20 protein-coding genes are annotated in these 19,120 nt (G+C 63.5%); 11 read left to right on the top strand and 9 right to left on the bottom strand.

What is annotated here, in order from left to right:
- Positions 1–26: 26 nt before the first annotated feature.
- From TUZN_RS04050 to TUZN_RS04035, 4 genes are all read right to left on the bottom strand, one after another.
- On the bottom strand, positions 27–1,379 hold the full coding sequence (locus TUZN_RS04050; protein WP_013679665.1) for an amidase: 1,353 nt from the start codon (positions 1,377–1,379) through the stop codon (positions 27–29).
- Complete coding sequence (locus TUZN_RS04045) at positions 1,376–2,101, bottom strand: enoyl-CoA hydratase/isomerase family protein (protein WP_013679664.1); 726 nt, start codon at positions 2,099–2,101, stop codon at positions 1,376–1,378. Before TUZN_RS04045 ends, TUZN_RS04050 begins: the two co-directional genes overlap by 4 nt.
- The gene (locus TUZN_RS04040) at positions 2,092–3,294 is read right to left on the bottom strand and encodes a CaiB/BaiF CoA transferase family protein (RefSeq protein WP_013679663.1); all 1,203 of its coding nucleotides are present in this window, start codon (positions 3,292–3,294) and stop codon (positions 2,092–2,094) included. The genes TUZN_RS04045 and TUZN_RS04040 overlap by 10 nt, the downstream gene beginning before the upstream one ends.
- Before the next feature lie 67 nt (positions 3,295–3,361).
- Positions 3,362–5,584 carry a bifunctional alpha,alpha-trehalose-phosphate synthase (UDP-forming)/trehalose-phosphatase gene (locus TUZN_RS04035; RefSeq protein ID WP_052886074.1) on the bottom strand — a complete coding sequence of 741 codons (2,223 nt, stop codon included), beginning with the start codon at positions 5,582–5,584 and terminating at the stop codon, positions 3,362–3,364.
- 72 nt (positions 5,585–5,656) lie between these two features.
- Between TUZN_RS04035 and TUZN_RS04030 the strand changes: the two genes are divergently transcribed.
- The 4 genes from TUZN_RS04030 to cutA are packed head-to-tail and all read left to right on the top strand — an operon-like array spanning position 5,657 to position 10,204.
- Positions 5,657–6,697 carry a glucose 1-dehydrogenase gene (locus TUZN_RS04030; RefSeq protein ID WP_013679661.1) on the top strand — a complete coding sequence of 347 codons (1,041 nt, stop codon included), beginning with the start codon at positions 5,657–5,659 and terminating at the stop codon, positions 6,695–6,697.
- A gap of 38 nt (positions 6,698–6,735) precedes the next feature.
- On the top strand, positions 6,736–7,575 hold the full coding sequence (gene cutB / locus TUZN_RS04025; RefSeq protein WP_013679660.1) for a glyceraldehyde dehydrogenase subunit beta: 840 nt from the start codon (positions 6,736–6,738) through the stop codon (positions 7,573–7,575).
- Entirely contained in the window at positions 7,572–8,018 is a 447-nt protein-coding gene (locus TUZN_RS04020) for a (2Fe-2S)-binding protein (protein ID WP_013679659.1), read from the top strand. Before cutB ends, TUZN_RS04020 begins: the two co-directional genes overlap by 4 nt.
- A complete protein-coding gene (gene cutA, locus TUZN_RS04015; protein WP_013679658.1) occupies positions 8,015–10,204 on the top strand; it encodes a glyceraldehyde dehydrogenase subunit alpha in 2,190 nt (729 codons plus the stop codon). The genes TUZN_RS04020 and cutA overlap by 4 nt, the downstream gene beginning before the upstream one ends.
- Here cutA and TUZN_RS04010 read toward each other — a convergent pair.
- The 4 genes from TUZN_RS04010 to TUZN_RS03995 are packed head-to-tail and all read right to left on the bottom strand — an operon-like array spanning position 10,191 to position 12,915.
- Positions 10,191–10,730, bottom strand: coding sequence for a rhomboid family intramembrane serine protease (locus TUZN_RS04010; RefSeq protein ID WP_013679657.1), 540 nt, complete (start codon positions 10,728–10,730; stop codon positions 10,191–10,193). The genes cutA and TUZN_RS04010 overlap by 14 nt on opposite strands.
- Positions 10,727–11,155, bottom strand: a complete 429-nt coding sequence (locus tag TUZN_RS04005; protein ID WP_013679656.1) for a PaaI family thioesterase — start codon at positions 11,153–11,155, stop codon at positions 10,727–10,729. The genes TUZN_RS04010 and TUZN_RS04005 overlap by 4 nt, the downstream gene beginning before the upstream one ends.
- Positions 11,156–11,184: 29 nt before the next feature.
- Positions 11,185–11,991, bottom strand: a complete 807-nt coding sequence (locus tag TUZN_RS04000) for an MBL fold metallo-hydrolase (RefSeq protein WP_052886073.1) — start codon at positions 11,989–11,991, stop codon at positions 11,185–11,187.
- Positions 11,992–12,012: 21 nt separating this feature from the next.
- On the bottom strand, positions 12,013–12,915 hold the full coding sequence (locus TUZN_RS03995; RefSeq protein WP_013679654.1) for a tRNA (guanine-N1)-methyltransferase: 903 nt from the start codon (positions 12,913–12,915) through the stop codon (positions 12,013–12,015).
- Between the two features lie 70 nt (positions 12,916–12,985).
- Here TUZN_RS03995 and tenA point away from each other — a divergent pair, with 70 nt between their 5' ends.
- The 3 genes from tenA to TUZN_RS03980 all read left to right on the top strand — a co-directional run bounded on the left by tenA (position 12,986) and on the right by TUZN_RS03980 (position 14,597).
- Entirely contained in the window at positions 12,986–13,639 is a 654-nt protein-coding gene (gene tenA / locus TUZN_RS03990) for a thiaminase II (protein ID WP_013679653.1), read from the top strand.
- The gene (locus TUZN_RS03985) at positions 13,627–14,262 is read left to right on the top strand and encodes a thiaminase II/PqqC family protein (protein WP_013679652.1); all 636 of its coding nucleotides are present in this window, start codon (positions 13,627–13,629) and stop codon (positions 14,260–14,262) included. Before tenA ends, TUZN_RS03985 begins: the two co-directional genes overlap by 13 nt.
- Positions 14,263–14,330: 68 nt before the next feature.
- Positions 14,331–14,597, top strand: a complete 267-nt coding sequence (locus tag TUZN_RS03980; protein ID WP_013679651.1) for a hypothetical protein — start codon at positions 14,331–14,333, stop codon at positions 14,595–14,597.
- 31 nt (positions 14,598–14,628) lie between these two features.
- Here TUZN_RS03980 and TUZN_RS03975 read toward each other — a convergent pair whose 3' ends face one another.
- On the bottom strand, positions 14,629–16,008 hold the full coding sequence (locus TUZN_RS03975) for an APC family permease (RefSeq protein ID WP_013679650.1): 1,380 nt from the start codon (positions 16,006–16,008) through the stop codon (positions 14,629–14,631).
- Between the two features lie 63 nt (positions 16,009–16,071).
- Between TUZN_RS03975 and TUZN_RS03970 the strand changes: the two genes are divergently transcribed.
- Genes TUZN_RS03970 through TUZN_RS03955 form a run of 4 tightly spaced genes read left to right on the top strand, consistent with a single transcriptional unit; the run spans position 16,072 to position 19,114 of the window.
- Complete coding sequence (locus tag TUZN_RS03970; RefSeq protein WP_013679649.1) at positions 16,072–16,293, top strand: hypothetical protein; 222 nt, start codon at positions 16,072–16,074, stop codon at positions 16,291–16,293.
- 21 nt (positions 16,294–16,314) lie between these two features.
- Entirely contained in the window at positions 16,315–16,725 is a 411-nt protein-coding gene (locus TUZN_RS03965) for a secondary thiamine-phosphate synthase enzyme YjbQ (RefSeq protein WP_013679648.1), read from the top strand.
- Positions 16,722–17,726: a pyridoxal-phosphate dependent enzyme gene (locus tag TUZN_RS03960; protein ID WP_013679647.1), complete on the top strand. Its 1,005-nt coding sequence runs from the start codon at positions 16,722–16,724 to the stop codon at positions 17,724–17,726. The genes TUZN_RS03965 and TUZN_RS03960 overlap by 4 nt, the downstream gene beginning before the upstream one ends.
- Positions 17,723–19,114, top strand: a complete 1,392-nt coding sequence (locus tag TUZN_RS03955; protein ID WP_013679646.1) for a gamma-glutamyltransferase — start codon at positions 17,723–17,725, stop codon at positions 19,112–19,114. Before TUZN_RS03960 ends, TUZN_RS03955 begins: the two co-directional genes overlap by 4 nt.
- Positions 19,115–19,120 lie beyond the last annotated feature (6 nt).

The raw sequence follows: 19,120 nt of genomic DNA, 5'->3' as shown, positions 1-19,120 counted from the left end.
CGATAGCTGCCATCTGTTTAAGAGCGCTACGTCTTAGAGACCGCGACCTCTATCGACTTGGCTATCGCAAGGAGCTCGGCATCGTGGCCCACATCGCCTAGGAGCTGGAGACCCACAGGCAACCCCTCTACAAGGCCTACGGGCAGGGAGAGCGCAGGTGAGCCGACTAGGTTGGCCACGGTGGTATATCTAGTCGCGAGAGCCCTAAACGCCATCTCGTCTAGTTGCTCTATGGGCGGAGCCACTACGGGTACTGTGGGCGTCACGACGGCGTCCACGGACTTAAATACACTCCTGTAGCTCTGCGTCAGAATGCTACGGCTTCTCTGCGCCGCGAGGTAATCCACGGCCGAATACTTAAAGCCTTGTTCTATGAGGTTTGCCACATCGGGCGAGTAGAGGTCCCTATACTCCCTATAGAGCTCTCTATGTATGGCGGAGGCCTCGGCGAGCCTTATCACCCTCTGGGTCTCAATATAGCTTTCAATATTTATAGAAATTCTTCTTATATTATAGCCTTCACTATCTAATTTTGAGATAATATCCATAATATATTTTTCAACTTTGTTATTCTCGTCGAGCTCCAAATAACCTATTGTGATCTTTCTTATATCTAGATCAGTGGAGATACGGACCACGTAGTCAAGATCGCCAGTGACGGCGTATAGGAAATAGGCTATGTCGGAGATGCTCCTCGCCAACACGCCGACGGTGTCGAGCGTCCACGCCAGGGGGAACACTCCCCAGATATCTATCAAGCCGTATGTGGGCTTGTAGCCCACCACGCCGCATAAGGCGGCGGGTATCCTCACTGAGCCTGACGTATCCGTCCCGACCGAGATGTACGCTGAGCCGATCGCCACGGACACGGCGGAGCCGCCGCTGGAACCGCCGGATATACGTGATGGATCGTGCGGGTTGCGGGCCGGGCCTGCCACGGAGCTCTTGTTAGAGACGCCAGAGGCGAACTCGTGTAGATTGGCCTTGCCCACCACCACGGCGCCCTGGGATTCGAGCACGTCGACTACTCTGGCGTTGATGGCCGGCACGTAGCTCTGGAATATGCGGGAACCCATAGTGGTCCTTACTCCACGAGTGAGTATGTTGTCCTTCAGAGACACGGGCACCCCGAAGAGGCGCCCCCTATCGAGACCCCGTCTCAGCGCCTTCCTGAGGCTTTCGGCCCTCTCCATCGCGACGTCGTCCAGGAGCGTTATGTAGGCGTTCAGGTGAGAGTAGCGCTTGGCCGCGTCGAGAGACCTAGACACGACCTCGACGGGGTCCGCGACGCCTCTACGCACCTCGTCGACTACCTTGACGAGGCCGGGCCGGAAGCTAGGCTCGGTCAACAGATCCAGGACCTTCCTCTCGTCTATCACCGCTTTAGGAAGAGCTCTATCTTGGACTTCACCTCGCGGTTTACGGCGGCCTCGGCGACGAGCTTCTCGAACTCCGCCCAGTCCTTCTCCACCAGCTTGAGGACGGCCTTGAAGTGCCTCTTTATCGCCGAGGCGTTGGGGACCTCGCCTATCTTCTTGACTATGTTTACGGCGACCTCCATGCCCTGCCTCTCGTCGTCGACTAGCCTCTGCACCAGGCCCCACTCAAGCGCCTCCTCAGCCGTCAGCTTGAACTCCCAGTCGAGGAAGGACCGGGCCCTCGGCCCCAACAAGAGCGGCGCCACTACGGGCGTGGCCGTCATGAGGCCGTACCTAACGCCGGGGAGTGAGAAGTAGGCCGACTTCACGGCCACGGCGTAGTCCACGAAGTACAGCATCTCGGTGCCGTAGCCCAAGGCCGGCCCGTTGACGAAGGCCACAACGGGCTTGGGGCACTCGACGATCCTCTTGGAGACTCTGTTGACCGTCCCGAAGAACTCGAGGGAGCTCTCCAAGCTCCTAAGCCCGTATATCTCGGCGAGGTCGAGGCCCGAGGAGAAGAAGCCCCCCGACCCAGTTATGACGACGCCGCCCGCGGCGCACCCCTCGTCTAGGGCCTCCAGGACGCGGCGGGCCATGTCGAGGTTGAACGCGTTCCTCTTCTCGGGCCTGCTCAGCTTGACCACCAACACGTCGCCTACCCTCTCCTTTATCACCGCCATGTCCCCACCGCCCCCTCCTTTATTAACCTTTCTATCTCCTCGTCCGAGTAGCCCAGCTCCCTCAACACCTCGACGGTGTGTTGGCCGAGGAGCGGCGGTGGGGCCGAGGCCGCCAGCGGCTTGCCGTCGATCTTTATAGGGCTCCCCACCACCCTCACGGCGCCTAGGGCAGTGGCGTACTCCAGCAACATGCCCCTCTCCCTAGTGTTCTCGTCGTTGAGGGCCTCGGCGATGTTGTATATAGGCGCGGCGGGGATCCCGGCAGATCTGAGGACCTCAACCCAGTGGGATGCAGGCCTCTGGGAGAAGACCTTCTCCAGCTCCGCCGCCAGCGCCTCCCTATTTACGGCCCTCTTGTCGTTAGTCTCGAAGCGGGGGTCGTCGACAAGATCCTCCCTCCCTATGGCCTTGCAGAAGTCCCTCCACAGCTTCTCTGTGCCGACCGCCACGATGAAGTACCTCCCGTCACCCGCCTTGAAGGCTTGGTAGGGCGCTATGCTGGAGTGGGCGCTGCCCAGCCTCCGCGGCACCCTCCCGCTGGCCAGATAGGAGGCGGACTGGTGCGTGGATATGCCCAAGGCGCTGTCCAGGAGGGCCATGTCTATGTAGGCCCCCTCGCCCGTCCTCTCCCTGGCCCTCAACGCCGCGAGCACCGCGACCGCGCAGTACATGCCGGTGACTATATCGGCGATAGGCACGGCGAACTTGACGGGAGGCCCGTCGGGCTCCCCCGTGAGGTCCATCAAGCCGCTCATGGCCAACGCGATGAGGTCGTAGCCGGGCTGGTCCCTATATCTGCCGTACTGCCCGAAGCCCGATATGGAGCAGTAGATCAGTCTGGGGTTCAACTTGCGGAGGGTCTGGTAGTCCACGCCGAGCCTAGCCGCCGTGCCGGGCCTAAAGCTTTCGAGGAAGACGTCGGCCCTCTCGACCAGCCTATAGACGACGCGCCTCCCGTCCTCGCTCTTGAGGTTCACCACCACCGACTTCTTCCCCCTATTGACGCTGGCGAAGTAGGCGCTGTACTTCTCCCCGTAGAACGGCGGGCCCCAGTCCCTGGACTGGTCGCCCTCGGGCGGCTCCACCTTGATCACCTCGGCGCCGAGATCGGCCAGCAACATTGTGGCGAACGGACCCGCCATGGCCGAGGTGAGGTCGACAACCCGGACGCCCTCCAGAGGAAGATCTGCCATGGAACTCTCCGGACCCCGAATTAAAAGCAACTCGTCCGGCCCCGACGGCGCGGCGGCCGGCCGCAGATCAGTGCTGGCTCTCGACGAGCCGCTTAAGGACAGATCTCAAGGCCTTGTAGTTGGGGAGGTAGTACTTCGCCAGAGATCTGCCGGGCCCTACCTTGACCGTGTAGGCGGTCTGCGGGAGGGCGGCGAACATTGTCTCGTCAGTCTCGTCGTCTCCTGCGGCGAGGACGAAGTCGGGCCTCTTCAGCTCGACCAACGACCTGGCGGCTGTGCCCTTGCTCACGCCCGCCGGCTTCACCTCAACCACCTTCTTCCCCCTCATAACCACCACGCCGCTACCGGTCAACATGGCGGTCAAGCTATCGGCGAGCTCCAGCGCGGCCCTCTCGCCGGCCTCCGGCTCGGCGTTTCTGTAGTGCCAGGCTATCGACGACTCCTTCTCCTCTATGTACGTCCCCGGCACCCTCTCCACGAACTCCTCCATCACCTTCCTGACCTTCAGCTTCCAGGATAGGTCGACTCTGGCCGTGGGGGCCCAGCCGCCGCCCGGCTCCTTGAGCCAGAACCCGTGCTCGGCGATGAGGTATACGGGCAGTTTCCCGAACCAGCTGTCCAGGAAGTCCTTGGGCCTCCCGCTCACCACAACGACGTAGGTCCCTCCCTGCCGCGCAAGCTCGGCGAGGAGGTGCAGGAGCTCCTCGTCGGGCACGGCCTGGTAGGCGTAGGGGTAGAGGGGGACGAGGGTGCCGTCGTAGTCGAGGAACAGCAGGCGGACGGGGGCGGACCGGTACGCGGCGGCCATGCGGTCGAGCTCCTCGCCCTCCAGCGGTATGGCCGTCGCCAGCCTCCTCTCCCTCTCGGCCCTCTCCAGCCTGGCCCCCATCAAGCTCTGTATGAAGTCGACGCCCCACTTCACCACGTCCTGCGCCTTGAGCTTCCTCTGCATCTCCTGGATCCTCCTGCACTGCTCCTCCTCTGGCATGGTTAAGGCCTTCTCTATGGCCTTGGCCATCCCCTCCACGTCGTTGGGGTTGACGATGATGGCCTCGGTCAACTCCTTGGCGGCCCCCGCCGTCTCGCTCAGTATCAAAACGCCGCGGCAGTCCCTCCGCGACGCGACGTACTCCTTGGAGACGAGGTTCATGCCGTCCTTCAAGGGCGTTATCAACGCGACGTCGGCCAGGTTGTACATTGCCAGCAACGTGGGCGTCGGGAGGAACCTGTAGAGGTATATTATGGGGACCCAATCCAGCTCGCCCAGCTCGCCGTTTATCCTGCCCACCTCCATGTCTATCTGCCTCTTCATCGCCTCGTACTGCGGCACTCCGGCCCTCGACGGCACCACGACGAGGACGAAAGAGGCCTTCCTCCGCCACTCCGGCCTGGACTTCAAGAACCTCTCCCAGGCGTATACCCTGTTTATGACGCCCTTGGTGTAGTCCAGCCTGTCTATGGAGAAGACCACCTTGAGGCCTTTCAGGAGACGCCTCACCTCCTCTATCTCCTTAGCCACTTGCGGATCGGCGCCGGAGTTGTGGAACCTCTCGTAGTCTACGCCTATGGGGAAGACCCCGACTTTGGTGTAGCCGTGCCTCGACTTGACCACATCGAGCTCCACGCCGTAGCCCAGAAACCTCACGACGCTCCTCACGAAGTTGTAGGAGTACTCGTGGGTGTGGAACCCCACGAGGTCCGAGGCGAGGAGCCCGTCAAGTATCTCGTTCCGCCAAGACGACGGCATTAGCTGGAGTATCTCGGGAGGGGGGAACGGTATGTGGAGGAAGAAGCCGACGCCCAGGTCGGGCATCTGGCCCCTCAAGTAGAGGGGGAGGAGCATGAAGTGGTAGTCGTGGACCCAGACGTAGTCGTCCGGCTTGGCTACGGACGCGAGGACGTCGGCGAACTTCTTGTTGACCGAGACGTAGGAGTCCCAGAAATCGTCCCTATAGACCGTGTAGGTCGTGAAGCCGTGGAAGAGGGGCCAGAGCGTGGAGTTGCAGAACCCCTCGTAGAACTTCTCCACCTCGTCCCTCCCCAACGGCACCGGCTCGAGACCTTGCGATCTGAGCGCCTCCGAGATCTTGGGGTCCAAGGCATCGCCCGCCAGGCCGGGCCAGCCGACCCAGAGGACGCCGTCAAAGCCCAGGGCCCTGCCCCCGTCGGTGGCGGCGAGGAGCGTCTTCATGGCCGTCGCCAGGCCGCCGACGGACTCCCTCACGGAAACCTCGCCGTCCTTTACGGCGACGGTCACCGGCAGTCTGTTCGACACTACGATGAGGCGCACTGCCCAACTCGCACACGCCTATAAGAAGGTGACGCGGCGGGGCACAATTTATATTGGGGAGGTGGAGGGGCCATGAAGGCGGTGACCGTGATGCCGGGGGTTCCCGAGTCTCTGAGGCTTAGGGACGTCCCCAAGCCGTCTCCCGGGCCGGGGCAAGTCCTCCTCAGACCTCTCAAGGTGGGGGTCTGCGGCACCGACAAGGAGATAATAGAGGGGAAGTACGGCAAGGCCCCCGAGGGGAGCGACTACTTGATTCTGGGCCACGAGGCCTTGGCCGAAGTCGCGGAGCTGGGGCCGGGCGTGGACAACGTATCGCCGGGCGACCTCGTGGTCCCCACCGTCAGGAGGCCCCTCAACTGCGGCCTCCCCGTAGACTACTGCCCCGTGGGGAGATATTTGGAGCACGGCATATGGGGACTCCACGGACACGCGGCCGAGTACTCGGTCACCGACGCCGCGTATCTGGTCAAGGTCCCCAAGGAGATCGCCGACATAGCTGTCTTGACAGAGCCCCTCTCGGTGGTCGAGAAGGGCGTCGAGCTGGGGCTCAACCTCTACCAGTCCAGGCTCGGCAGAAGGCCGGAGACCGCGTTGGTGCTCGGCGCCGGGCCCGTGGGCCTCCTCGCGGCCATGGTCTTGAGGCTCGCGGGCCTGTCCGTCACCGCCGTGGCGACGAGGCCCCCCGACAGCTTGAAGGCGAGGCTAGTCAAGGAACTCGGCGGCACGTACGTGGACGCGGCGCACGAGAAGATCTCGGGGACCTACGACCTAGTGGTCGAGGCAACCGGCGCGTCGGCGGTGGCGCTGGAGGGGCTCGAAAGGCTCGGCCCTGGCGGCGTCGAGGTCCTCCTGGGCGTCTACCCGCCAGGCGGGCGGCTCGACGACGTGGGGCGGCTCCTCACAGACGCCGTCCTCAACAACAAGCTCGTGGTGGGCTCCGTCAACGCCGGGCTTAGGCACTTCGAGGCGGCTTTGAGGCATTTGAAAGAGGCCGACGACCGCTTCGGCGGCTGGCCCAAGAAGCTTATAACGAAGACGGCGACCTTGGAGAACTACCAGGAGGCCTACAGCTGGACGCACGACGATATAAAGACGGTGCTGTCTATAGAATAGCGAAACGCTTAAAAGCTAGGAGACCGACCAGAATTCTAATGATTCCGCCTCCGTTCGACTACGTCCGGGCCTCTTCTATAGACGAGGCCGTCAAGGCGCTGTCTGAGGACCCCAACGCCAAGGTCCTCGCGGGCGGGCAGAGCTTGATACCTCTGCTCAAGCTACGCGCAGTCGCCCCCAGCAAGCTCGTGGACATAGGCCGGCTCAAGGAGCTCCGCTACGTCAGGCAGGCCGGAGACGGCTTGGCCATCGGCGCTCTGGCTACACACGCCGAGCTGGAGAGGTGGTCGGGCCCCTGCGGGGTCCTCCCCGAGGCGGCTAGACAGATAGGCGATCCCCAGATAAGGTCCGTGGGCACCATAGGCGGCAGCCTCGCGCACGCCGATCCGGCCGCCGACTGGCCCGCGGTGGTGTTGGCCCTAGACGCCGTCGTGAAGGCCAGAGGCCCCTCAGGCGTCCGCGAGATACCCGCCGAGGAGTTCTTCCAAGGCCCCTACTCCACCGCCCTACAACAAGGCGAGATTGTCGTCGAGATTTCCATACCCCGATGTCCCCCCAAGGCGTCCTACGTCAAGATAGCCCGGGCCTACAACGACTTCGCCATAGCCGGAGTCGCCGCGGCTGTGTGGGTCAAGGACGGCGCCGTGGAGGACGTGAGGCTGGCCGCCACGGGCGTGGGTCTTAAGCCGGTCAGGCTCAAGAAGGCCGAGGAGGCCGTTAGGGGCAGGAAAATCTCCGGGGATCTCTTGACAGAAGTAGCCGAGGCCGCCTCCAAGGAGGTGGAGCCCGTATCAGACGTGAGGGCATCGGCGGAGTACCGGAGGGCTATGGCCGGCGTCGCGGCTAGGAGGGCGGTGAGGAGGGCGTTGGGGCTATGAGGATCAAGGTCAAGGTCAACGGGGTGTGGTACGAGCGCGACGTGGAGCCCCGGAAGCTCTTGGTCCACTTCTTGAGGGACGACTTAGGCATAAAGAGCGTGAGGGTCGGGTGCGACACGGGCAACTGCGGGGCCTGCACCGTGTTGCTGGACGGGAAGCCCGTCAAGAGCTGCAACCTGCTCGCGGTCCAGGCGGACGGCTCCGAGATAATAACCGCCGACTACAGCGACGAGCTCATGGAGAGGCTCAAGCGGGCCTTCCACGAACGCCACGCGCTCCAATGCGGCTTCTGCACCTCGGGCATGTTGCTCGCCTCCTACGCCCTCCTCAAGAACAAGCCCAAGCCCACAGAGGAGGAGATACGCGAAGGCATCAGCGGCGTCCTCTGCAGATGTACGGGGTACCAGAACATAGTAGAGGCGATTAAGTCGGCGGCGCTATGAGGTACGTAGGAAAGCCCCTACCAAGGCTGGAGGACTACCACCTGCTCTACGGGCAGGCCCGCTACGTGGACGACATAGAGCTGCCCGGGATGCTCTATGCGGGCTTCGTCAGATCGCCGTACGCTCACGCCAGAGTTAGAAGAGTAGACGCGTCTGAGGCCCTCTCGATGCCGGGCGTCGTGGCCGTCTTCACGCCGCAGTCGGGCAAGCCGTTCGACTTCGCGCCCGGCGGCAAGGTCAGATACCAAGGCGAGGCCGTCGCCATGGTGGTGGCCGTCGACAGATACGCCCTCTACGACGCCTTGGAGAAGGTGTACGTGGACTACGAGCCTCTTCCGGCCGTCGTGGATCCCGTGAAGGCCATGGAGCCCGGAGCGCCTCTCGTAGACGAGTCGCTGGGCACCAACGTATCGCGCAGGGAGAAGTACGCCTCTGGAGACGCCGAGAGGGCCCTGGCGTCCTCGGACAAAGTGGTGGAGGAGGAGCTCGTCACCAACAGAGTGGTGCCCTCGGCCATGGAGCCCCACGGAGTGTTGGCGTCCCACGACGGCAAGACCCTCCTCATATACGACTCGACGCAGAAGCCCCACATAGTGCGGCGCGAGGTGGCGAGGAGCCTCGACGTGCCGCTGGCCGCAGTCCGCGTGATCCAGCCCGACGTCGGCGGTGGCTTCGGCTCCAAGATACAGGTCTACCCCGAGGAGGTCAGAGTGGCCGCGGCCGCCATGGCGTTGAGGAGGCCGGTCAAGTGGATAGCTACCAGGAGCGAGGACTTCAAGATGACGACGTACGGCAGAGGGCTGATGCTTAGGTACAAGGCGGGCTTCACGAGAGACGGCGTGCTCAAGGCTATCAAGGGCGAGGTCATAGCCGATGCGGGCGCCTACGACTGGTTCGGCTTCGACTTGGCCGCGACGGCCGCCACCATGTTGCCCGCCGCCTATAAGGTGAGGGACCTCGACATAGACGCCGTGTCCGTGTTGACGAACAAGCCGCCGTTGGGGCCCTATAGAGGCGCCGGGAGGCCCGAGGCGACGTTCTTCATCGAGAGGATCATGGACTTAATAGCCGACGAGACCGGGCTCGACCCCGTCGAGGTGAGGAGGAGGAACCTGGTGCCGGCCGGCCCCTACGACAACCCGCTAGGCCTCCACTACGACTCCGGCGAGTATCTGGCCACGTTCGAGAGAGGCATCGCCGCCACGGGCTACTACGATCTAGTTAGAAACGCCGAGGCGGAGAAGGCCAGGGGCAGAGTGCTGGGCGTGGGCATGTCTTTCTACATAGAGATAACCACCTACGGGCACGAGGTGGCCATAGTCAGAGCGGAGAGGGACGGGAGCTTCACAGTCGCCGTGGGCATCGCGCCGCACGGCCAGGGAGACGCCACGGGCATAGCCCAGCTAGTCGCCGACGAGCTCCAAGTGCCGATAGAGCGCGTAAGGGTAGTGTGGGGCGACACCGACGCGGTCCCCGACGGGATAGGCACTGACGGGAGCAGATCCATCACCGCGGGCGGCTCGGCCGCCCTTCTGGCCGCCAGGCGTCTGCTCGAGGAGCTCAAGAAGGCGGCCGAGGAGCTGTTAGGAGGCCCCGCGACCTACTCGGACGGGACGTTCAAGTCCGGCGATAAGTCGGTGACTATAGGGGAGGTCGTCGAGGCCGTCTATAGGGGCAAGGTGAGGGCCCAGCTGGAGGCCATGGAGGTGTATAAGGCGAGGGCCACGTTCCCCTACGGCGTCGGCGTGGTCGTGGTCGAGCTCGACCCCGAGACGGGCCTCGCGAGGCCTCTGCTGTACAGGTCCTACGACGACATCGGAGTCGTCGTCAACCCGTTGCTCGTGGAGGGCCAGATACACGGAGGGGCGCTACAGGGCATCTCCCAAGTGCTCTACGAGCAGGTGGTCTACGACCAGGACGGCAATCTGGCCACGCCGAACTTCGCCTTCTACCACGTGCCCAAGGCCACGGAGGCTCCGCGGTACGAGCCGCGTCTGGCCGAGACGCCTCACAGGTCGGACCACCCGACGGGCACTAAGGGAGTCGGCGAGGCTCCCACGGTCGCCTCCGCGGCCGCCGCCATAAAGGCCCTTGAGGACGCCATTAGGAGGGCCACGGGGAAGAGAGTGAGGCTCAGGTCGACTCCGGTGACTCCCGAGGAGGTATACAGGCTTATCCACGGCTGAGTCTACGGGGCTCTAGAAGCCCCATAACTACGCCCCCTATTATCCCTCCCACGTGGGCTACGTAGTTCACGTTGGGCAATATCGACGACGCCAAGAAGACCGCGGCTAGGAGGGCCGGCCCCACCCAGCTGAAGTCGCGGGATAGGGCCATTCCTCTGGCTATGTAGAAGGACAACAGCCCGAATATGCCGCCGGACGCCCCCGCCGACATTGTGTTCGGAGGGTAGAGGAGCACCGTAAGTATATTCCCCAAGATCCCGGAGGCGAAGAAGACGGCGTATTCGTACCTACCGGCCTCGCCGCCGAATATGACGTATATGGCGTATAGAGACACGGCGTTGAGGAGAAAGTCGGCAAGCGACGGCGTCACCAACATGCCTGTCACGAGCTCGTAGTAGTACCCGGAAAGGACGGCCTTGTTGTACAATATCAGGTAGGGGAGCAGATAGGGGTTTGAGGAGTAGACGGCAACGCCCACCGCGAAGCCGGCGGCGGCCATCAAGAGTATGCCTATCGTGGCCTTCATCGCCCGGCGCCGACCTCCCTCCTCAAGATATACCAAGTGCCCAGGGCCTTGGCCACCAGCCTCCCGGAGGCGTCCCGGACCTCTCCCTCAGCTACCACGATCCTCCCTCCCCTCCTCACTACCTGTCCGCAGACTCTGTACGGCCCCTCCCTCCCGGCCTCCAAGAAGTTCACCTTGAGCTCCACGGTGACTTGATCGGCGCCGTCGTTCACCGTGAGGACCGCCATCCCCAAGGTCTCGTCCAGCACAGCGGCAATTACCCCTCCGTGCAACACGCCGCCTATCCTCTGGACGTTCTTGCCGTGGCCGAACTCGGCGCATGCCCGGCCCTGCGATATCTCGACCACCCTATAGCCTATAAACGCCATTATGGGCTCCGTCTCCCATATAACCGAGTTGGCCCTCTCCACGTCGAGCGGGTACATGAAGGGGAAAAAGACCTCTCCTTAAAGGGCTATATCTCGAAGACCGCGCCGGCCCCTCCTGCCTTGGCTACGTCCGGCAGAGCGGCTTGCAACGCCGCGATGCCGGCCACGCCGGTGCAGTGGGTCCCCACGACGAGTCCGGGGCCCTTCGACTTCAGATAACCGGCGGCCTCCCTCACTCTGGCCTCGGGCAACCCCATGAAGTGGAGCCCGCCGATAATTGCGTAGAGCCTATCGGCGCCGGTCACCTGCAGCCCGTACTCCACTATGTTCTCCACGCCTGCGTGTCCGCAACCGGTGAGGGCCACTAAGCCCTTGGGATGTCTTATGTAGAGGGCCATGTCGTCCGGCACGATGTCGGAGACCGCGCCGGTGTGCGACGGGCCCCACCTTCTCGGGATCTCGCCGGAGGCCCAGACCCCCTCGGCGATCTTGTAGGGCTCCCTTATCAGCACAAGCCTGGCGCCCCTCGACTCGAGGAAGTCGCGGGTGAAGTCGACCCCTATCTCTACCTCCCCCATCTCGTCCTTGGCGTACGCCTTGGCGAAGAGGTTCTCGTGGGCCACCACGGTGAGGGGTCTAGACCTCGCCGAGAGCAACGCCTTAACTCCGCCCGTGTGGTCTATATGCCTATGGCTGATGACCAGCACGTCGGGGTCGTCGGGGGATATGCCGAGAGCCTTCATGTTGTTGAGGAGGGCTGTGCCCGAGAGGCCTGTGTCGTAGAGTATCCTCCAGTCGTAGACGTAGGCGGAGAAGCCCCACTCGCCGAGGAGCCTCAGACGGAGGGAGGAGAGCTGCGTGAGGTAGTTGTCCACCAATATAGCCAGCTTCATATACATAGCCGCGGCGGCTATTTATATAGATTCGCAACCGATCCGCACGTGGGCCTTGGCGGCGGCCAGCTCCACCGCCTTGCGGTCAGCCTTCAGCCACCTGGCCAGCTCGTCGGCCAGCGCCGGGTCGACGCACTTGCCCGCCTTCTGGAACTCCCGCATCAGCCTATACACCTTGTCCCTCTTGGCCTGGGCACTTATTATGGCGTCCTCTAGAGAGGCCCCGGCAAATCTCACCGACAGGACTATCTCCACGATCTTATTTATCCTGTCCGGCACGCCCACCGTGGAGCCCCTCAGCTCTATCCTGCAACGGCGCCGGTCGGGGACTCCTATAGACGCCGCCAGGCGGGCAGTCGCCCCCTTATAGATCCGCTCCTTGTCGACTATCCCGCCCAGTACTATGTCCGAGGCGCTCCTCAAGACCTCCTCGTCGGCGACGCACGGCCCCTCGGGATCCAGCACGAGGCTGGCAGACGGAGGGGGGCCTACCTGGAACCTCACGGCGTGCCTCATGCCGCGGGCCGCCTTACTGAACCTCTCCAAGAACTCGGGAGGCGCCCTAGATAGATAGAGGTTGCCGTCCCACAGCTGCCTCCTAACAGCCGCTATGGAGGCCACGACTTGCTCCACCAGCTCGTTCTTCTCGGAGTCGGTGTGGATGTCCCAAAGCCCCAGGTCTATGTATATCCTCGGCGCCTCCGGAGGCTCCAGCCGCACCTCGACGGGCTCCGGACACGGCCTATCCTCCCGCACCAACGCGACGCCGTCGGGGAACTTGCAGAGCCGGTAGCCCCCGAGGAGTATCCTCACAGCCGCGCACTGCTCCGGCTCGTACCTGCACCTAAGCCTCCTCGGGACCGCCGGCCTGCCGAGCCCCATACGCTCCAGCTCGCGGAGGAGGAGGGAGCCGAGGTATCCCACAGACGGCGCTGTGGCTGTGCTTAAAGGCTTGCGACGCCAAAAATTTATTGATGGACTTGCGATAAGTTATATGTCTCTTACCGAGAGGCTGAGGCAGTCCGCAGACGATATATGGTCCGCCATACTGCGCCACCCGTTCGTGGTCGGCCTCTACAGAGGCGACCTCCCCCTGGAGAAGTTCAAGAACTACGTCCTCCAGGACTACAACTACTTGGTCGGGTTCTCCCGGGCTCTCGCCTTGGCCGCGGCCAGAGCGCCCGACGTGAGGTCGATGAGGGCTATGGCCGAGCTGGCCTACGGCGAGCTGACGGGCGAGCTGGCGAGCTACGAGGCGCTCCTGGGAGAGCTGGGCCTGTCGTTGGAGGACGCCGCGAGGGCCCGCCCGAGCCCCACCAACGTCGGCTATATGTCCTACCTCTCCTCGACCTGCGCTCTGGGGACCTTCGCCCAATGCCTCTCGGCGCTTCTCCCGTGTTTCTGGACGTACATGGAGATCGCGGAGGCCCACCGCGGCCTCCTCGCGGAGAACCCCGTCTCCGTATATAGGAGGTGGGCCTCTGTCTACCTCTCGGAGGAGTACAGATCGCTCGTCAAAAAGCTCAGAGATCTCCTCGACGCGCTCTCTCCGCCGTTCGACGAGGCGTGGGAGCCCTTCAAGACCGCCTCCCTCTACGAGCTGGCCTTCTGGAACGCCGCCTATTCGGGGGAGACATGGCCGGCGTGATCGAGGAGCTTAGGCGGGAGCTGGCGGCGTTGAACGAGAGGATCTTCGAAGCGCCGGCGTTGCGGAGCCCCGACACGGCTTCTGTGAAGAGGTTTGTGGCGAACCAGCTCTACATAGTGCAGTACGACTTGAGGGCTCTCTCGGCCGCCATGGGGAGGGCCAGCGACGGCGTCGAGCTGGCCTTCTTGAAGGCGCTCGTGGACGGCGACTACGCCGCCCTTAGGGCCCTCGGCGAGATGGCGAGAGAGCTCGGCGTCGCGTTCAGCTGGGATGCGCTCGACCCATTTGCCGTAGCGTACACGCACTTCCTCTCTTGGCTGGCCCTGAACGGCACCATGGGCGATCTGGCCGTCGCCATGACGGTGAATCTGCCCGTCTGGGGCCGCGCATGCGCCCAGCTCTCGGCCTGGCTTAAATCCAACGGGTTCAAGTCGACTGAGTTCCTCGACCTCTTCTCGCGGCCCTACGAGGACGTGGAGGCCGTAGCGGAGCGCATAGCCGAGAGGTACTACGACCGCCAGCGCTACCTATTCGTGGCGCGGGCTATACAGACGTACGAATGCTCCTTCTGGTTCTCAATATCTGGCGCCGATCCGAGCGCGTGTCGGCGCGCAACTCCGTAATTTTTATATGTGGGATGTGTTCTCTCGGCGCTTCGCAAGTTTTTTATTTTTAAAGGTAAAGTGGGGGCATGTCGGCGGTTGTGAGGGCTCGGGTTGGGGAAGTGAGGATGGCTAGGGGGAAGTTGTTGGAGTTCTACAGCTCTCTGGACAGCAGCTATAGGGCTGTGCTGGACGTGAGGTTGGCTAGAGTCTTGGGGAAGACCTTCGAGGAAATAGCCCTAGAAAAACCCGACGAGATCTACCAAGCCCTATCCAAAGCCGTAGGAAAACACAACGCAGACGTATTCATGATAATGTACGCCAAGTGGCTACAGAGAAAGGCAATAGGCAACTAAGCGTTTTTCTACAACCTCTTTCTCCCCTCACTCATTTTTCTAAGAAGTAGTAGATTGTGCTGGAGCCGAGCTTGCCCCGCGCCTTGCGCAGAAGCGTGTAGAGGAGCGCCGCAACCGACAGCGCGACGCCGGCGCAGATCGCCGGCGTGTACTGTAGCTTGGTCGACGCGGTGACGTATAGCGTGTAGACCAATATGGCGGTCCCGGCGATGGGGGCGACGACGCCGACTAAGAGCGCTCTGGGGCCCCGCCTATACGGCCCGGCTCTGAGTAGGTACGGGTAGAGCGCTATCTCGGGGAGCAGATGGTGGGCGTACCACAGAACGGTGGCCGCAGTCGACGCGAACAGCCAGGCGATCTCGGCAGATGCGGGGCTTAGGCCCGACCGGACGAAGACGTAGGTAGCCGCGGCGGCCGCAAAGGCCGAGGAGACGGCTAAGTTGAACAATGCGGCGTTTCTCGGCACTCCGTTTCTGTCGAGCTCCTTCAGCCTCTCGTAGCCCACGAAGCCGTCTCTAGCCATGGCCCAGAGCAACCTGGCGTGGGATCCCGAGGGGCCTCCATATGCGAGGACGGCGGGGGCTATGAGGAGGGGATACGCCGCAAGGAGCCAAGCCGGGAGGTAGCGGGACCAAGCGTCGACATAGGGCATCGGCGACGCCGCGACCTCGCCTATCGTCGACGGCGGCACTGCGGCGACTACGGCATAGGCCGACAGAACGTAGAGAGCCGCCGATATTGTCGCGGAGATAACGACGGCTCTCCAGACGTCTCTCGACGGGCTCTCGGCCTCCTCGCTGTAGAAGAGCGGCGTGCCGTACCCCACGTACATCCAGAAGCCCTGCACGGCGGCGGCCACCGCAACTCCGTTCCAGCCGCCGGGGAACAGAGGCCTTAACGACCTGTAGGGAGAGGCGGCGATCACGTAGACGTCTAGGGCCGCCGTTATCGAGGCGGTGAAGGCCAGCGCGGGGATCAAAACATCGCCGGCATAGCGGCGCGGTTGCGACGAGGCGCCGGCATACGACAGCAACAAGACGCCGACGACCGCGGCGGCCCACGCCGCGGGGCTGCCCGTAATGCCGTAGACGACCCAGCCTGCCTGCAGGGCGTTCTGCGCCTGCCACGCTACGTAGTAGAGGTAGTTCGCGGCGGCGGTGTATTTCCCCGCCAGAGGCCCCAGCCCGAGCTCCGCCAGCCCGTAGTAGCCGCCTACGAACCGCGCGAGCCTGCTGTATTCGAGTATCGGCACGGCCGACAACAACACCATGGCGTAGCCCAGCAAGGCGGGCCAAATCGCCGACTCACCCGCGTACTTGACAAGCGGGGCTACCCCTATGGGGGCGCCGACCGGCAAAATCCCAGCGAGCCCCAGCGCGACGAGGTCGCGTAGCCTCAGCCGCCTCTGCACGGTTACAGGGAATCCCCAAGTATTATCGTTTTGCCCTTCTTAAATTGAGGGAGGAGTACTTATATGAGGCTGGTGCGGGTGAGGTTTAGACTGTACTCCAAGTCCAAGGGGAGCCGCACCTACCCCTACATAGCGGGCTCCCTCACTCTCGGCGGCTGGGCCCTCTCGGACGAGGAGCGGAGGGCGGTTCTGAGGAGAGGCGAGGTGGAGAAGGAGTTCGTCATATTGACTAAGGAGGAGTACGAGGAGCTGGTCGACCCGCCCTACGAGATATACACTATTTAATTTTGGGAGGTTTTTCCGTTAATGAAGGTCTACACCAAGGAGCTCCAGGTCAAGACCTCCTCGCGGAGGGCTCTCGTCAACATAACCGGCGAGGTGGAGTCCGCAGTCGCCGAGTCCGGCGTATCCGACGGCATCGTGCTGGTGTTCTTGACTCACGCAACCGCGGCCCTATTCGCCAACGAAGACGAGCCGAGGATACGTAGAGACTACGAGGCGTTTTTCGAGAGGCTAGCGCCCGCCTCGGGCAAGTACGAGCACAACGCGATCGACGACAACGCAGACGCCCACCTCCTCTCGGCGCTGTTTAAGCAGTTCTACCTCTTCCCGGTAAGGGGCGGTAAGCTCGTGAGGGGCACTTGGCAAGAGCTCTTCCTCGCCGAGTTCGACGGGCCTAGGATGAGGCGCATCGTAGTCGTTGTCGTTGGCCAATGAGGGTGGTCTGCGCCCGGTGCGGCTACGAGAGGGAGGGCGACGAGCTCCGGTGCCCCAAGTGCGGAGGGCCCTTTACCGTGGTCGTCGACTTTCCGTATAGGGAGAGGGTAAGGGAGAACTTCCCCTACATAAGGCGTTGGGTGACGCTGGGCGAGGGCAACACGCCGCTTGTCGAGGTCGGGGGCGTCAAGTTCAAGCTGGAGTTCCTCAACCCCACGGGCAGTTTCAAGGACAGGGGGTCGGCCGTCCTCATCTCGGCGTTGGCGGAAAGGGGAGTGCGGAGGATCTCCGAGGACTCGTCGGGCAACGCCGGGGCCTCCATAGCGGCCTACGGGGCGCTCGCGGGCATGGAGGTGGAGATCTACGTGCCGGAGACCGCAAGGGGCGGCAAGCTCAAGCAAATAGAGGCCTACGGCGCCAAGGTCGTAAGGGTGCCGGGCGGCAGAGAGGCCGTGGCGAGGGCCGCCGAGGCGGCAAACGCCTACTACGCCTCGCACGTCTGGAGGCCAGAGTTCAGAGACGGGATTAGGACGTTGGCCTACGAGCTGGTAAGGGGCGGCAAGGCGCCCGAGGCGGTTTACCTGCCCACGTCTGCGGGCACCCTCCTCCTGGGCGTCTACTCTGGCTTCAAACACCTCCTCGACTCCGGCGTGATAGACGAGATGCCGAGGCTTGTGGCCGTGCAGACCGAGCAAGTGAGGCCTCTCTGCGCCGCGGTAAAGGGCGAGAGGTACACGCCGCCTGACCGGCTGACGTCTATGGCAGACGCGCTGGTCTCGACGAACCCGCCCCTACTGCCCGAGATGGCCGAGGTCGTGCGGAGACACGGCGACTGCGTCTGGGTCGCCGAGCCGGAGATAGAGGCTGCCTGGCGCTGGCTGGCGAGGCGCGGGCTATTGGCCGAGCCGTCGTCGGCCGTGGCGCTGGCGGGCTATTGGAAGCTGGGCGCCGGGGAGGACGCCGTGGTGGTCCTCACAGGGAGCGGCTTGAAGACGCTATGAGCTGGGGCGCCTCCATAGCGGTTGCATCCGAGAGCTTCCAGGCGACCTACCTCGGCCTCAAGGTGTACGAGATGGGCGGAAACGCCGGCGATGTGGCCGTGGCGGTCTCGCTGGCCTTGTCCTACCTCCTGCCTCACCTCAACGGCGTCGGCGGCGACTTCCTCGCCCTTTACGGTAAGGGAGGATCGGTAAAGGCGGTGGTAGGCCTCGGCTGGGCGCCAAGCGGGATATCCAGACGGCCTCCCGAGTCGGGCCTCCGGTCAGCGGTGGTGCCAGGCTTCGCCCAAGGCCTCTGGGAGCTACACAGATCTCTCGGCTCCATGGAGTGGCGGAGGCTGGTAAACTACGTGGCGGACTTCTTGGAAAAGCGCGCCGTGGTCCACCCCTCGCTGGCCGACGCTCTGTCTAGGGCCAAGCTGGAGGGCCCAGGCGCCTCGCTGTACGCCTCGATACCGCGCGAGCCGGGCGCCCCTTACCGGATCGGGCCTTTGCTTGCCCTTTACCGGATCTACGGAGAGCACGGGCCGGACGGCCTCTACGAGGCCCTCGCAGACTCGCTGTCCGGCGACTACTTCTCCCGCGACGATTTTCTGCAGTACAGGGCCGAGGTCAAGGACCCCATCTCGATGGAGTACGGCGGGTGGACGCTCTACGAGACGCCGCCGCCCTCTCTCGGCTTCGCCGTCCTCCTTACCCTCAAGCTGGCGCGGGACGAGTTGCCGAGGGAGCCCTTTTCCTACAGACGTATAAGGGCCGTGGTAAGGGCGGCTAGAAAGGCCCATTGGGCCAGAGACAGATACCTCGGCGACGGGCCGGTGCCCGTCGACGACTTGTTGCGGGGGCGTATAGAGCTCGGCGAGGCGGAGGCGCCGACCCCCACGCGGGGCACTACCTATTTCGCCGTGGCGGATAGGGACGTGATCATATCGGCTATCCAGAGCATCTACTACTCCTTCGGGTCGCAGTACGTCGAGGGGAGGTGGGGCGTTGTCCTGAACAACAGAGCGTTCGACTTCACGACCGGGCCCAACGAGGCCGCGCCGCGGAGGAGGCCGGCCCACACGCTCTCGGCCGTGCTGGCCGTGGGGGAAGGCCAGGAGGCCGCGTTGGGCTCCAGCGCCGGCCACTACAGGCCGGTGATATACGCCCAGCTGGTGCAGAACCTCGTCGACTACTCCATGGAGCCGAGGCGCGTCGTGTGGGCGCCTAGGTTTATGTGGGTGGGCGGCTGGAAGGCCGTCGCTGAGAGGGGCTACGAGGAGGGGCCCGACGTGGAGATAGTGGACTACCCAGCGCGGCTTGGCGTAGCCGCCATGGCCTTCAAGAAAGGCGGCGTCGTGGGCGCCGTGGCGGACGTGAGAGGCGACGGGGCGGCCGCCTCGGTTTGATACTTC

The sequence above is a fragment of the Thermoproteus uzoniensis 768-20 genome (assembly GCF_000193375.1).
GTDB lineage: Archaea > Thermoproteota > Thermoprotei > Thermoproteales > Thermoproteaceae > Thermoproteus > Thermoproteus uzoniensis_A.
The sequence above is the reverse complement of the archived record's forward strand: the minus strand, read 5'-3'. Positions and strand labels throughout refer to the sequence as shown.